Consider the following 14,405-nt stretch of genomic DNA (forward strand, 5'->3'; position numbering starts at 1 on the left):
TTGAAATATGTTAGAATGACCTATTGCCGAAAGATGAAGAGAGATTGGACTATCTCTATTTGATTAGAAGATAGATGTCATATGATAATGAAGCTGAACGTGATCCGTTTGGCTTTTCTAATGCCTGACTTCGTAAAGTGATTTTTCGGTGGTGCCGCAGCGGCTAATGTGTCTACAACATGATCGGCCACTGTCAAAAATAAACTCACTTTAAACAAACGAGTCGACGGACAGGATAGCACGTAATAAGCTGCATCCTCAGTCAACAATTACTTAGGAGGATTCATTTGAAATTTAAAGAACTAGAATTATCACCAGATTTATTGAAATCGGTCGAACGTGCCGGATTCGAGGAAGCAACGCCAATTCAAGCAGAAACTATTCCTTTGGCTTTGTCAGGAAAAGACGTGATTGGACAAGCACAAACAGGAACAGGTAAAACTGCCGCTTTTGGGTTGCCAATGTTGGAAAAAATCGATCCGCAAAGACATGAACTTCAAGGTTTGGTCATCGCACCAACACGCGAACTAGCGATCCAAACACAAGAAGAACTTTATCGTCTTGGAAGAGACAAACGTGTTCGCGTGCAAGCAGTTTACGGCGGAGCAGATATTGGTCGCCAAATCAGAAGTTTGAAAGATCGTCCGCATATCGTGGTTGGAACACCAGGTCGTATGTTGGACCACATCAACCGCCACACATTGAAATTAGGTACTGTTGAAACATTAGTATTAGATGAAGCAGACGAAATGCTGAACATGGGATTCTTGGAAGATATTGAAAAAATCATCTCTCAAGTACCATCATCAAGACAAACATTGTTATTCTCAGCAACAATGCCTCCAGCAATCAAAAACATCGGCGTGAAATTCATGAAAGAACCAACACACGTGAAGATCAAAGCGAAAGAAATGACTGCTGACTTGATCGACCAATATTATGTTCGTGCAAAAGAGTACGAAAAATTTGATATCATGACACGTTTGCTTGACGTACAAACACCAGAATTGACGATTGTTTTCGGTCGTACAAAACGTCGTGTTGACGAATTAGCACGCGGACTTGAAGCACGCGGATACCGTGCAGAAGGAATCCATGGCGATTTGTCTCAACAAAAACGTATGAGCGTTCTTCGTTCATTTAAAAACGGACATTTAGATATTTTAGTAGCAACTGACGTGGCTGCTCGCGGATTAGATATCTCAGGTGTTACACATGTTTACAACTACGATATTCCTCAAGATCCAGAAAGCTATGTTCACCGTATCGGAAGAACAGGTCGTGCTGGAAAAGGCGGTATGTCAGTAACATTCGTGACACCAAACGAAATGAGCTACTTGCATGTCATCGAAAACTTAACGAAAAAACGTATGACTACATTACGTCCGCCAACCGAAAAAGAAGCGTTCAAAGGCCAATTAGGTGCTGCTGTTGAACAAATCGAAACAAAACTAGATGAAAATGGTTTAGACAAATACTTGCAAACAGCAGATCAATTGCTTGAAAATTATTCTGCGCAAGATCTAGTGGCATTATTACTGAAAACAACAGCGAAAGATCCATCTGATGCTGTTCCAGTTAAAATAACGCCAGAACGCCCATTGCCATCACAGAAAAAAGGCTTCAACAAAAACAACAAACGAAGCAACAACAACCGCAATCGCCGTGACGGAAGCAACTACCGCGGCGGAAAATCAAAAGGCGGCTATAACAAAAACAGCAATAACCGCAACGAAGGCGGAGGCAAACGCCAAAACGATAAAAAACGCGGATTCGTGATCCGTTCAAATAACGACTAATTAAATTATTCTTTATTTAAAAATAACAGTCGGGAGAGTACAACACATTGTACTTTCTCGGCTGTTTTTTTATTTTTTTTACACATATACTTTAAATGTGGTAAATTCATAATAATTTGGTAGAATGAGAGTGTTCAAAAATTGATGAAAAGAGAATCGAAATGATCAAAGGAATTGGAATAGATGTCGTTGAGCTGCCTCGAATGGCCAGACTCATTGATGAAAAACCACAATTTATCACGCGCGTACTGACACCAAATGAGTTCGAATTATTTGAAAAACTGCCGCGTCATCGGAAAATCGAATTTTTAGGCGGCCGCTTTGCATGTAAAGAAGCTTTTTCAAAGGCTTGGGGAACAGGAATCGGACAAGTGACCTTCCAAGAAATCGAGATTTTGAAAAACGATAAAGGCCAGCCAGTCGTTACCCAATCACCTCATACGGGAACTGTCTGGGTCAGCATCACGCATACGAATGAAGAAGCATTTGCTCAAATCATCCTAGAAGAATAGAAAGAAGGAAAACAAGATGGTCGTCGCTTATCATCGCCCAACAAAAGCAATTATACATAAAGAAGCTATTACTGCGAATGTCGCAAATGAATATGCCAAACTGCCGGAAGGAAAAGAACTGTTTGCTGTAGTGAAAGCAAATGGTTACGGACATGGCGCAGTTGAAACTGCAAAAGCTGCGGTAAAAGGCGGAGCAACTGGATTCTGTGTCGCTGTATTGGATGAGGGGATCGAATTGCGGGAAGCTGGATTCAAACAACCGATTTTAGTGTTGAACATGATCAATACAGCAGATCTTTCTTTAGCTGCTTCTTATGACCTCTCAGTGACGGCTGGAACGAAAGAATGGCTAGATAGAGCGGAACAGACGCTGACAGCAGAAACACCGTTAAAAATCCATTTAAAGGCAGATACGGGCATGGGGCGTATTGGTTTTTTGACACCTCAAGAAATCAAAGAAGCAGCTGAATTTTTACGCGCAAGCGATCGATTGATCTGGGAAGGGCTCTTCACTCATTTTTCTACAGCGGATCAAGAAGATGATACTTATTGGGAGATGCAAAAAGCCCGCTTTTTAGAAGTTATGGCTGTTTTGCCTGAAAAACCGCGTTATATTCATCTAAGCAACAGTGCAACAGCGCTTTGGCACGACGAAAACATCGGCAATATGATTCGGTTTGGTGTAGCGATGTACGGCTTGAATCCTTCAGGTGATGTATTAGAAGAAACCTATCCGTTGCAGCCAGCACTAGAACTTGTTTCAGAACTGATCCAAGTAAAAAGATTGACAGCTGGAGAAGGTATTGGGTATGGTGAAACATATGTGACACCAAAAGCGGAATGGATCGGGACAGTTCCCATCGGTTATGCAGATGGCTGGTTGCGGAAAATGCAAGGTTTTTCTGTTTTAGTAGAGGGAAACTACTGTGAAATCATTGGACGGGTCTGCATGGATCAGCTGATGATTCGATTGCCAAAAGAATTCCCAGCAGGAACCAAAGTAACGCTGATCGGCGAAAACCAAGGGAAAACCATCCGCATGCAAGATGTAGCAAATCAATTAGATACGATCCACTATGAAGTGGCATGTATTTTAACAGGACGTGTACCAAGAGAATATCAAGAATAAAGGGGGGATCATATGGTCAAAAGAGGAGATATCTATTTTGCTGATTTGTCTCCGGTGATTGGTTCAGAACAAGGCGGTACACGCCCTGTACTGGTCATCCAAAACAACTTAGGCAATCATTTCAGTCCAACGATCATTGTTGCGGCAATCACGGCAAAAATGGCAAAGCCGAAACTGCCCACACATATCGGGATCAAGGCGAATGGAACGGGAATAGAAAGAGATTCAGTTATCTTGCTGGAACAAATCCGGACAATCGATAAATCTCGTTTGAAAGAAAAAGTCTGCCATCTTGAAAAAGCGATCATGTGTGAAGTCGACCATGCTTTAAGAATAAGTGTGGGAATCGATGCCTTGACACCTGCTGCTAAGTAATCTTTACATAGAAGAAAAGATGAAGGAAAGAGGCTGTTTCCGAAAGAAGCGTTGATGAGGAAAAGAGTAAATAAGCGATAGCAGAGCAAATGGAAATAATACTAAGCTCTGATTATGCGGAAAATAAAGTCAAAAAACCCTGAAACGATTTGATCGTTTCAGGGTTTTTTAGGAAATGAAAATTGTTTGCTGTTTTTCAACGGAAAAACATGAGAAGCTGTTTCCCCGTTGAAAAGAGTCTTAACGCTCGGAGCAGGGCACTGAGAAAATGACCTCTCTATAAACGGTGTTCACAAATCTGACCTTCGGCATTAAGCTTATATCAGAAAAAAATGTGAAAAGCCATTTTTTCTGATATAAGAGTCTTAATGCTCAGGTCAAAACGATTTGTTCACAACCTCTTCTTACCAGCTTGCCTTCTTCACTCCTGGTATTTTACCTTGATGTGCCAATTCACGGAACTTCACACGTGACATGCCAAATTTACGCATATAGCCTCGAGGTCGTCCGTCGATCATATCACGGTTTTTTAAACGTTCAGGACGTGCGTCTAATGGAAGCTGCTTTAATCCTTCGTAATCTTTTGCCATTTTTAATTCATGACGAAGAGATGCGTAGCGTTCAATCATTTCTTGCTGTTTTTTTGCTTTTGCGATTTTTGATTTTTTAGCCATAAGTTCTCCTTTTGTTTTTATTGTTTTTTAGCCGGGTTATAAAACGTAATCATTACGCTTTGTACACATTATACTTAATTTAACACCTTTTTCTAAAAAAAACAAATGTTTTGGCTCCAGTATTTTTGCAAGTCTTTTTTTTTGAGATAAAGATGATTCCAACGTAAACTGTACAAAAAGGAGTGAAGAAAATGAAGCGATTTGCAATCAAAGATTATGGTCCCGCAGAAGCAGTTTTCGAAGAAATAGATGCCCAACAAAGAGAATTGACTGATAGTCGTATCCGTGTGGAAATCAAGGCATTTAGTGTCAATCCATACGATGTTTCACTTCGTTCTGGAGCGATGAAAGAGATGCGTACATTAAAATTTCCATATGTACCAGGAAATGATGGAGCAGGTATTGTCACAGAAATTGCGCCCGATGTGAAAGACTTTAAGGTAGGAGATCGAGTGGTCGTCCATGCTGTTGGCGGCACTTACGGGGAAGAAGTTGTTCTTCCAGCAAAAAAAGCAACGATTATCCCAGAAAAAATGTCTTGGTCTGAAGCAGCAGGAATGGTGACAACAGGAATAACTGCCTATAATCTTCTGAACCATTTGCTGACACTCAAACCTTCCGATGTGGTAATGGTGCAAGGCGCTTCTGGCGGGGTTGGGTCAATGCTGGTCCAATTATTGAATGAAAAAAATATCAAAGTATTAGCCAGCGCTTCAAAGAGAAACGAGGAAAAAGTCAAAGAACTTGGCGTTTCTGCTTTCGCTGCGTATGATGAAGTCGATCCTGGTGAGATTTTTGAAGATAAAGCGACAATCGTGATTGATGCAACGAAGGGCAGCCGTAAAGGAAAAGAAGGCATTCAAATCATGAAAGAAAACGGAAAATACATCGCATTAAATGATTTGCCAGATGAAGGATTACGGGCAGAAAAATCTGGTTATTATGCTTCCTTTACACCTAAAAAAGAATACGAAGACAAAGAAGCTTTTGAAGGATTGATCAAATCCTATGAGGCTGGAAAATTAAAAATAGCTATTGCAGAAATCTTGCCTTTTAAATTAGAGAGTGTAATCGAGGCGCATAAACAAATAGAAGGGCATCCGAGTGCTGGGAAAATCGTGATTGAGAGGTTGTGAAAAAGCTGTTCAGCCTCAAGCATTAAAGAAGAATCCGTTAAAATAGCTTTCCATATTTTAGCGGATTTTGAGTTAATGCCGTGGAGGCTAGCTTTTGAACACCGTGGATAGAGGTTGTGAATGAACCGCTTAGCTCCGAGCATTAAAGAAAAATGACGAAAAATAGCTTCTCATATTTTGCGGTATTTTGAATTAATGCCGAAGGAGTTGGTTCATGAACACCGTTTGTAAAGAGGTTATTTTCTCAGTGTTCTGATCCGAGCGTTAAGATTCTTTTCAAAGTGGAAATAGCTTTTCGTATTTCCACTTTGAAAAGCTTAATACCGAGGGGCTGCTTTTTGAACATATAAATTTCATAAACGACCGCAAAACAGCTGTTAAGTTTTGCGGATTTTTTGAGTTAACGGCTTCTCATGTGTACATATCTTTATTTCATGATAGAGTGTAGGTAAAAGAAACTTAACAAATTTTACCGTTGAAAGTGGTTACTTTTTGACACTACCATTGAATTGTCAAAATTAAAGATGTTTTTCAGTAAAGACATTTGAAATAACCTGAAAGTGCATGGTAAAGTAGTTCAGCTAAAGAAAAAGAAGAAGGGGATCAATATGCATTCAATCAAAAATACATTAAAGCTTTACATACTTGATTGGAAACGAATCTTTAAAAATCCGATAGCTACTCTATTGATCATCGCGATCATGGTTATCCCTTCCTTATATGCATGGTTCAATATCAAAGCATTATGGGATCCATATGGAAATACTGGAGATTTGCCGATAGCTGTTTATAGTGCAGACAAACCGGCTGAATTCCAAGATAAAAAAGTAGAGATTGGGAAAGAAGTCATCAAATCGCTCCATAAGAACGACCAATTAGGCTGGCAGTTTGTTGATTCTAAAAAAGAACTGGAAGACGGCGTTCGTTCGGGAAAATACTATGCGGGTATTTATCTGCCGGAAGATTTTTCAAAAGATCTGCTGAGTTTTACTTCGGGAGAGATAAAGAAACCGAAAATAGAATATACAGTAAATGAAAAAATCAATGCTATTGCTCCGAAAATAACAGACAAAGGAGCTAGCTCGATCCAATCGCAAATAACCAATGAATTTATTAAAACAGCGAGCTCGACTATGCTGAAAGTCTTCAATGAAATTGGTTACGATATCGATTCAAATCTGGTCAGCATCAATAAATTGAAAGATATGATCCTTTCAACCGATGAAAACCTAGATGAAATCGATGGTTACGCTGGGCAAGTTTTAGAACTGCAGCAGCAATTGCCAGATATCAAAGAAAAACTAGCTAAAGCCAATGAATTTAAGGACTATATCCCTAAAGTTGACGAAATGGGCAGCAAAGTTGTTGAATTGAACGGCAAGATGCCGTTATTAGAAGATCAAGCGAAAATCATTTTGGATCTGCAGACAAAAATTCCTGAAATCCAGAATGCTGGTCGCCAACTTGCGATGATCGATGAAGATTTTTCTTCCATCCAAGAGACGATGAACCAAGGAATCGATGAAGCAAAACAAGGATTGAGCATCATCCAGCAAGTACAAGATATCTTGCCTGATATTAAAAAATTAGGCAGCCAAGCAGATGATTTGGCTGCAAATACAAAAGAAGGTGCAGAGAAGCTTCAAGCGGCAGTCCCAAATATCGCAGACAGTGTGCAAGTGACATTGGAAGCAATCAGTCAAGTTGCCAAATCAACAAGTTCGCTTGTGGCAAATGTTGAAGCTGCGATTGAAGACAATCAGTTAACTGACCAAGAAAAATCAGATTTGCTTGCATTGATCAGCAACTTCAGCGGTCATATCGATACACAAAAAGAGATGATCACACAATTGATCGGCTTTTTAGAGAAGCTCCAAGATGCTGCCGGAAATAAAGATTTACAGACAGCAATCGATCATTTAACCAATGTGAACAATGTGCTGGACGGACTAAAAACACATCTAGCAAATCTATCTACACTTATCCAAAACAATGATATTAATGGAATAAAAAATGTGCTTAGCCAAATCAATGGAATCGCCGGTCAAATCGAAAATGCAGCCAACAGCGTGGATGTCAATCAAGTACGCGCAACAGTTGAAACGATTTTGAACAAATTGATCAGTACATTGACAACGGCTCAAGATACATTAGGAAAAGCACAGCAAATCGACTTCGATTCTTTATTGAGTTCCACAAAAGAAACAGTCACGAATGCAGTCGGTATTTTGGAAAAATACCAACAAGAAATGCCTGCAATCGGACAAGAAGTCCATGACGCAAACACCATGCTGAATGACAACATGGACACGATCGTCAATGGCATCAACAAAGGAGCAGACCTCTATAATAATGATCTGCCTGTTTTGAAAGAAAAACTGAATACGGCGGCCGTTTTCATCCAAAATGATTGGCCAGGTTTGAAAACAGAAATCACCGGCACTCTTGACACGGTCAATGCGAAAATGCCTGAAGTAGAAACAGCTGTCAATGCAGCAGCAGATTTGATCAACAATGATTGGCCATCCATCAAAGAAGGTATCAAGAAAGCTGCTTCTGCGATTCGTAAAGGAGAAAAAGAAGTCGATTTAGGGGAAGTCATCAAATTATTGAAATTAGATGCTACTAAAGAAAGTGATTTCTTCACTCAACCTGTTGAATTGCAGACGAACAAATTATATCCAATTGCAAATAACGGTTCAGCCAGCACGCCATTCTACACGGCACTTTGTATTTGGGTGGGAGCAGTCTTGTTCTCAAGTATTGCAACCACAGACTATTATTTAGACAAAAAAGACCGTACCCGTTATACAAAAAGAGAACAATTCTCTGCGCGTATGTTAACATTCTTGACTATGGGTGTAGCACAAGCTCTAATCGTTTCTCTAGGGAATATCTTCTTACTTGGTGTAGATGTCCATAATCCTGCTTACAGCATCTTATTCGCGCTGCTGATCGCATTAGCGTTCATGATGATCGTCTATGTACTCGTGGCGCTGTTTGGAAATGTCGGTAAAGGGTTAGCGATCATTATCTTGGTGCTTTCGATCTCTGGCGGAGGAGGGAACTACCCAATCCAAGTTTCCGGGAAGTTCTTCCAAATGATCAATCCATTCTTGCCATTTACACATGCAGTCAATCTTTTACGAGAATCAGCAGGCGGTATCTACTGGCCAAATGCAACGAAAGCTATTTGGATTCTGATTGGATTGTTTGTCGTCTTCGGCATCATTGGAGTCGTCGTTTATCCGTTGATCGAAGAAAAGATGAAAAAAATAGCGAAATATTCTCATGAAAGCCATATTTTCCACTAAGTATTTATCCTGGTTGAAAATAAGTTTTCACCTCGTTCCAAGAAACAGCCGGCAAATGGAAAATTTGCCGGCTGTTTTCTTTTATTATTTTCGTTGTAAAACAGAGAAAAATCACGCGTGGCAGCGGCTTTTCTGCTTTTTGGATCATTGTTCAAAATTGTTCAAACTTTTCTTGAAAATTTATTGACAATTACTTTCAAGGAGCGTACCATAACATCTTGTTTAACATAATTTTGAATACGAAAAATCTCAACAAATAAAGTGTAAAGGAGTTTAAAAAAGTGGACTACTTAAAAAGGCTGCTAGTAGGAAAACCCTTGAAATCCGGCGAAAACGATGATCAAAAATTAAGCCGATTTGCTGCTCTTGCATTATTGTCTTCCGATGCGTTGTCTTCTATTGCATACGGAACAGAGCAGATCGTGGTTGTTCTTGTGGCTTTATCAGCCGCAGCTATCTGGTATTCATTACCAATTGCAGCATTTGTTATTATTTTGTTAGTTTCCTTGACCTTGTCTTATCGCCAAGTGATCCACGCGTATCCTCACGGGGGTGGCGCTTATGTGGTTAGTAGTGAGAACCTAGGACAAAACGCTGGACTTTTTGCGGGAGGTTCGCTGCTGATCGATTATATGCTGACAGTAGCTGTTTCGGTCTCTGCTGGTGCAGAAGCAATCATTTCGGCCATTCCTGCATTATACGGACATCAAGTCGCTATCTCAGTGACGATCGTTGTTCTGCTGATGATGTTGAATCTTAGGGGATTAAGGGAGTCGGCTTCATTCTTGTTATTCCCTGTTTATATATTTATTGCAATTATTACGTTATTGATTGTCGTTGGTTTGTTCAAAATAGCTACTGGAGCAGCCCCATTGAATGCGACGGCCTTGCCAGGAGCAGCTGTTCCGGGTATCTCCATCGCTTTGATCCTGCGAGCTTTCTCTTCTGGTTCTTCTTCCCTAACTGGGGTAGAAGCAATCAGTAATGCTGTACCGTTCTTCAAAAAACCGCGTGCAAAAAATGCTGCGGGCACATTGACGATGATGGCAGCAATTTTAGGTTTCTTCTTTGTAGGGATCACGTTTATCAACTATTGGTATGGAATTGTTCCTGAAAAAGAAGTAACAGTGTTATCTCAAATTGGTCAAGCGGTTTTCGGTAAAGGTTTCTTGTATTACGCATTACAGTTTGCAACTGCATTGATCTTGGCAGTTGCAGCCAATACTGGTTTCTCAGCGTTTCCTGTACTAGCTTATAATTTGGCCAAAGATAAATTCATGCCTCACATGTATCAGGATAGAGGAGACCGCCTAGGCTATTCAAACGGTATTATTACGTTAGCTTTAGGTTCAATTGCCTTACTGATTATTTTCAAAGGTTCTACTGAGCGTTTGATTCCGTTGTATTCTATCGGTGTATTTATCCCGTTTGCACTTTCCCAAACAGGAATGGTTCTCCATTGGCGCAAAGAAACAGACAAATGGCTGCGCAAATCGATTGCAAATATTGTCGGAGCGTTCATTTCCTATGCGATCATCGTTATTCTTTTTGCTTATCGTCTAGGAGATATCTGGCCATTCTTTATCATTATGCCAATCGTGATGTTCGTGTTCTACCGCATCCATGACCATTATAAAAAAGTGGCCGAACAGCTTCGTCTGGAAAAAGATGCAAACTTGCATGAATTCGATGGCAATACGGTCTTGGTTCTTGTCGGAAATGTGACACGAGTAAACGTTGGCGCGTTGAATTATGCTCGTTCAATCGGCGATTATGTCGTTGCGATGCACGTGTCATTAGACGAAGATATCGAAAAAGAGAAGGAGATTGAAGCAGAATTCAAAAGACGTTTCCCTGAAGTTCGTTTTTCTGTCGTCCATTCTTCTTATCGTTCGATCGAAAATCCAATTATCCGTTATGTGGATCTTGTAAGTAAAAATGCAGCAAAACACAATTACACAACAACTGTGTTGATTCCCCAATTTGTACCAAATAAACGTTGGCAGAATATATTGCATAATCAAACAAGTTTAAGATTACGTTTACGGTTGTCATGGCGGGAAAATATTATCGTCAGCACGTACAGCTACCATCTTAAAAAATAAAAACAAAAAACAATCCGAAGAAGGGCGGACCTTCTCCGGATTGTTTTTTTTATATCTAAGTTTAAAAATAAAAATCAGCGCACAGAAACTTTTTCAGTCACGTCGCCAGTGTTGATTACAGGCTGCGTTCCTTTATCTGTAATGATCGACACAAGCAAATTATTGATCAGCTGTACTTTTCGATCATCCGTAAAATTGATTTCTTGTCCCTCTTCGATTTGTTCCAAAGCCATTTGGGTCATCGTCACAGCACCCTCAACAATCGTTTGGCGAGCAGAAAGAATAGCTTTAGCCTGCTGACGCTGCAACATCGCACTAGCAATCTCAGTCGCGTATGCAAGGTGGTTCAAACGTGTTTCGATCACTTCGACACCTGCGACGGATAAGCGTTCTTGCAGCTCTTTTTCAAGTTCGTCAGAAACAGCTGTCGTATTTCCTCGTAATGTAAGGTCATCATCGTTGAATGTATCATAAGGATATTGACTTGCGATGTGTCGAATAGCTGTTTCGCTTTGGATTTCCACAAAATCATGATAAAAAGCTACGTCGAACAAGGCTTTAGCAGTGTCTACCACTCGAAAAACGATGACAGCTGAGATCTCGATAGGATTCCCGTCTAAATCATTTACCTTTAAAACAGAACTGTTGAAGTTTCGAACTTTTAACGAAATATGGATTTTTTGGGCAAGAGGGACAGTCATGAAAAAACCGCTTTCTCGAATAGTGCCTAAATATTGACCAAAAAACAAAATCACTTTTGCTTGATTTGGAGCAATCACTGTTGCTGAACTCAACATCGAAAGGGAAGTTCCCCAAAAAATGATACATAAAACCAGCGCCCAGATTTTTATTCCTGACATTCCCAAATAAAAAAAGAACGCGCCAATTCCTGCAAATACCAGCAAAAGAACCAAACCAACATAACCATTGATGTAAAATGCCTTTTTCTCTTTCATTTAAACATCTCCTTCGTCTCTTCAAAACAACGCAGATTCTCAATCAAAAAGCAGCGCGTTTTGTTGCTTTTATTATAGCACTGCTGTAATCCTGTCGTTCTGTTTTTTTATAAATAAAAAAAGCTGCAGCACTCATCCGCCAAAAGATGTGAACTGCAGTTTTATTTTTATTCAAATCAATCACGTTTGCTTGTTTTGGTTGTTGGGTCTAACCGTCTTTCGATGATTCCTAATACCCAATCCGTAATAATCGCCATCAAAGCAGTCGGAAGTGCACCTGCTAAAATGATCGACGCACCATCTGTCGCATTGGTTCCGCGGATAATGATATCACCAAGCCCGCCAGCTCCGACAAAAGCGCCAATCGCAGTGATTCCGATCGCGACCACCAGCGCATTTCGAATTCCTGCCATGATAACTGAAACAGATAAGGGAAGTTCAATCATATATAACCGCTGTCCAGCAGTCATTCCCATGCCTTTACCAACGTCTAACGCATTGCGGTCGACTTGGATCATACCCGTATAGGTGTTTTTGATGATTGGTAAAAGGGAGTATAGAAATACCGTAACGATGACAACATTTACACCCAACCCTAATCCAATCATCAAAATCGAGATCATTGCTAACGAGGGCACTGTTTGGATAATGTTTGCCAGACGGATGATCCAGTTCGCTAATTTCCTATTTCTTGAAATAGCAATACCAATCGGGATCCCGACAATCGCAGCAAAAAGCACCCCATAGATCGAGATCAGGAAGTGACGGATAAATTGTGAAAATACGTAAGCACCGTTTTCCTGGAAATAATAAAGAAATTGTTGGAAAAGATTCATATTATCCATTTAGTCACTTCCCTTCAAAATAATGGTTTTCTTTTAAAAATCGCTCTGCGACAACAGATGGTTCCACTAAATCATTATCTGCTTCGTAATTGAGCTGCTGCATTTTTTTCGTGTCAATGGTCCCAGCCAACTTGCTCAATGCTTCTTCTAATCCTGGTGTATTTTTCAGCAATTGATTATCTACAACAGGAGCGGCATCGTAAGGAGGGAAGAAATGAAGATCATCTTCCAGCATAACAAGGTCATAACTAGCAATCCGTCCATCTGTGGAGTACCCTAAAACAATATCCATTTTTCCAGCTTGGACCGCATCGTAAACCAAGCCGATCTGCATTGGCAAAATCGATTGGAAAGAAAAGCCATATGTTTCCTGGAAGCCGTCATAGCCGTCGCCTGCACGTGTGATCCAAGCAGTATCAACGCCGGCTGATAGGCTGTCCGCTACATTTTTCAAATCACTGACCTTAGACAAATGATATTTTTCAGCGGTATCTTTTCTTACTAAGAAAACAAAGGTGTTATCAAATCCATAAGAAGGGAACCATGTTTGATCATATCGTTTTTCAAATTCTCGTTTTACGATATCAAAGGCTGTAGCAGGGTCTTTTTCGGGTTCTAAACCTAATGTCGTCGTTAAATCAGTCCCAGTATAACGGGCAGCTGAAATCGAAGCGTCACCATTCATCATTGCTTGGTGGTTGATCGTTGTTGTTGCCAGATTATTGATGACTGTTGCATTTTTATCGGTATAGTGTTCGACCATCCCAGCAACGATACTGCCTAAAATCTGTGCTTCAGAAGTGATTCCGCCTGTGATGGAAATCGTATCTTCATCATCATTGGAAGCAAGTCCAGGAAGAGAACAGCCAGCTAAAACAAGCAATACCCCTAAAAACGTCAAGTAGATTTTCCATTTTTTCATCGTTCATTCTCCTCCCTTAATGCAGCAGGAGTTAACCGGTTTTCTAATAATCCTAATAATAAATCAGCAGCTAAGGCTAAAATCGTTACAGGAATCGTCCCGGCAAAAATCAAATCAGGCTGATAATTGTTCAAACCGCTAAAAATCAAATCGCCCAATCCGCCAGCGCCGATGTAAGAAGCTAAAGTTGCCCAAGCAATAACGTATACAGCAGCCAAACGGATACCCGCCATGATCGTAGGCATTGCAATCGGCAGCTCTACACTGATGATCGACTGCATATCTGTCATACCCATCCCTTTAGCTACGTCCCGATAATTCCAATCCACATTTTTCATACCGATATATGTATTTCTTAAGATCGGTAATAGTGAATAGATAAATAAAGCAATGATAGCAGGCGTTTTTCCAACACCAAAGAAGGGGATCATCAACGCAAGCAACGCTAAAGAAGGAACAGTTTGCAACGCGCTTGTCGTTCCAATAACGATGTTAGCGATTTTTGGAAGACGCGTCAGCAAAACCCCTAAAGGAACAGCAACAAGGATGCCCAAAATCAAAGCAAAAAAGGAGATATAGATATGTTCGATACTTTTAGAAAGTATTTCCGAGCCATACTTATCAAAGAACTCTTGCAT

General features: G+C 40.3%; 12 protein-coding genes. 7 read left to right on the forward strand and 5 right to left on the reverse strand.

The features are described 5' to 3' along the window. Positions 1-287: 287 nt before the first annotated feature. From cshA to IGI64_RS00970, 4 genes are all read left to right on the forward strand, one after another. On the forward strand, positions 288-1,799 hold the full coding sequence (gene cshA / locus IGI64_RS00955) for a degradosome RNA helicase CshA (RefSeq protein ID WP_016623717.1): 1,512 nt from the start codon (positions 288-290) through the stop codon (positions 1,797-1,799). 161 nt (positions 1,800-1,960) lie between these two features. Beyond that, positions 1,961-2,311 (forward strand): holo-ACP synthase, encoded by a 351-nt coding sequence (gene acpS / locus IGI64_RS00960; protein ID WP_016623716.1) that lies wholly within the window; start codon positions 1,961-1,963, stop codon positions 2,309-2,311. 16 nt (positions 2,312-2,327) lie between these two features. Continuing rightward, positions 2,328-3,440: an alanine racemase gene (alr, locus tag IGI64_RS00965; RefSeq protein ID WP_429939183.1), complete on the forward strand. Its 1,113-nt coding sequence runs from the start codon at positions 2,328-2,330 to the stop codon at positions 3,438-3,440. A gap of 12 nt (positions 3,441-3,452) precedes the next feature. After that, the gene (locus IGI64_RS00970) at positions 3,453-3,815 is read left to right on the forward strand and encodes a type II toxin-antitoxin system PemK/MazF family toxin (protein ID WP_016623714.1); all 363 of its coding nucleotides are present in this window, start codon (positions 3,453-3,455) and stop codon (positions 3,813-3,815) included. A gap of 404 nt (positions 3,816-4,219) precedes the next feature. On the opposite strand, the gene rpsN is transcribed toward IGI64_RS00970, so the two are convergent. Next, positions 4,220-4,489, reverse strand: coding sequence for a 30S ribosomal protein S14 (gene rpsN / locus IGI64_RS00975; RefSeq protein ID WP_429939184.1), 270 nt, complete (start codon positions 4,487-4,489; stop codon positions 4,220-4,222). 191 nt (positions 4,490-4,680) lie between these two features. On the opposite strand from rpsN, the gene IGI64_RS00980 reads away from it, so the two are divergent. The 3 genes from IGI64_RS00980 (at position 4,681) to IGI64_RS00990 (ending at position 11,044) form a co-directional block, all read left to right on the forward strand. Next, positions 4,681-5,625: an NADP-dependent oxidoreductase gene (locus IGI64_RS00980; RefSeq protein WP_429939185.1), complete on the forward strand. Its 945-nt coding sequence runs from the start codon at positions 4,681-4,683 to the stop codon at positions 5,623-5,625. A gap of 608 nt (positions 5,626-6,233) precedes the next feature. Then, entirely contained in the window at positions 6,234-8,939 is a 2,706-nt protein-coding gene (locus IGI64_RS00985) for a YhgE/Pip family protein (protein WP_429939186.1), read from the forward strand. Between the two features lie 281 nt (positions 8,940-9,220). Further along, complete coding sequence (locus IGI64_RS00990) at positions 9,221-11,044, forward strand: APC family permease (protein ID WP_016623709.1); 1,824 nt, start codon at positions 9,221-9,223, stop codon at positions 11,042-11,044. Positions 11,045-11,118: 74 nt separating this feature from the next. Here IGI64_RS00990 and IGI64_RS00995 read toward each other — a convergent pair whose 3' ends face one another. The 4 genes from IGI64_RS00995 to IGI64_RS01010 all read right to left on the reverse strand — a co-directional run bounded on the left by IGI64_RS00995 (position 11,119) and on the right by IGI64_RS01010 (position 14,405). After that, the gene (locus tag IGI64_RS00995; RefSeq protein WP_429939187.1) at positions 11,119-12,000 is read right to left on the reverse strand and encodes an SPFH domain-containing protein; all 882 of its coding nucleotides are present in this window, start codon (positions 11,998-12,000) and stop codon (positions 11,119-11,121) included. Between the two features lie 176 nt (positions 12,001-12,176). Then, positions 12,177-12,845: an ABC transporter permease gene (locus tag IGI64_RS01000; protein WP_016623706.1), complete on the reverse strand. Its 669-nt coding sequence runs from the start codon at positions 12,843-12,845 to the stop codon at positions 12,177-12,179. A 4-nt stretch (positions 12,846-12,849) separates the two neighbouring features. Next, positions 12,850-13,767, reverse strand: a complete 918-nt coding sequence (locus IGI64_RS01005; protein WP_429939188.1) for an osmoprotectant ABC transporter substrate-binding protein — start codon at positions 13,765-13,767, stop codon at positions 12,850-12,852. Then, on the reverse strand, positions 13,764-14,405 hold the full coding sequence (locus IGI64_RS01010; RefSeq protein WP_429939189.1) for an ABC transporter permease: 642 nt from the start codon (positions 14,403-14,405) through the stop codon (positions 13,764-13,766). Before IGI64_RS01010 ends, IGI64_RS01005 begins: the two co-directional genes overlap by 4 nt.

Source organism: Enterococcus sp. DIV0210g (assembly GCF_050559705.1).
GTDB lineage: Bacteria > Bacillota > Bacilli > Lactobacillales > Enterococcaceae > Enterococcus_B > Enterococcus_B faecalis_A.

Bases quoted from the DNA above. Each gene is read 5' to 3' on its own strand.
- acpS (WP_016623716.1), top strand. From the start codon at position 1,961: ATGATCAAAGGAATTGGAATAGATGTCGTTGAGCTGCCTCGAATGGCC.
- alr (WP_429939183.1), top strand. From the start codon at position 2,328: ATGGTCGTCGCTTATCATCGCCCAACAAAAGCAATTATACATAAAGAA.
- IGI64_RS00970 (WP_016623714.1), top strand. From the start codon at position 3,453: ATGGTCAAAAGAGGAGATATCTATTTTGCTGATTTGTCTCCGGTGATT.
- rpsN (WP_429939184.1), bottom strand. From the start codon at position 4,489: ATGGCTAAAAAATCAAAAATCGCAAAAGCAAAAAAACAGCAAGAAATG.
- IGI64_RS00980 (WP_429939185.1), top strand. From the start codon at position 4,681: ATGAAGCGATTTGCAATCAAAGATTATGGTCCCGCAGAAGCAGTTTTC.
- IGI64_RS00985 (WP_429939186.1), top strand. From the start codon at position 6,234: ATGCATTCAATCAAAAATACATTAAAGCTTTACATACTTGATTGGAAA.
- IGI64_RS00995 (WP_429939187.1), bottom strand. From the start codon at position 12,000: ATGAAAGAGAAAAAGGCATTTTACATCAATGGTTATGTTGGTTTGGTT.
- IGI64_RS01000 (WP_016623706.1), bottom strand. From the start codon at position 12,845: ATGGATAATATGAATCTTTTCCAACAATTTCTTTATTATTTCCAGGAA.
- IGI64_RS01005 (WP_429939188.1), bottom strand. From the start codon at position 13,767: ATGAAAAAATGGAAAATCTACTTGACGTTTTTAGGGGTATTGCTTGTT.
- IGI64_RS01010 (WP_429939189.1), bottom strand. From the start codon at position 14,405: ATGCAAGAGTTCTTTGATAAGTATGGCTCGGAAATACTTTCTAAAAGT.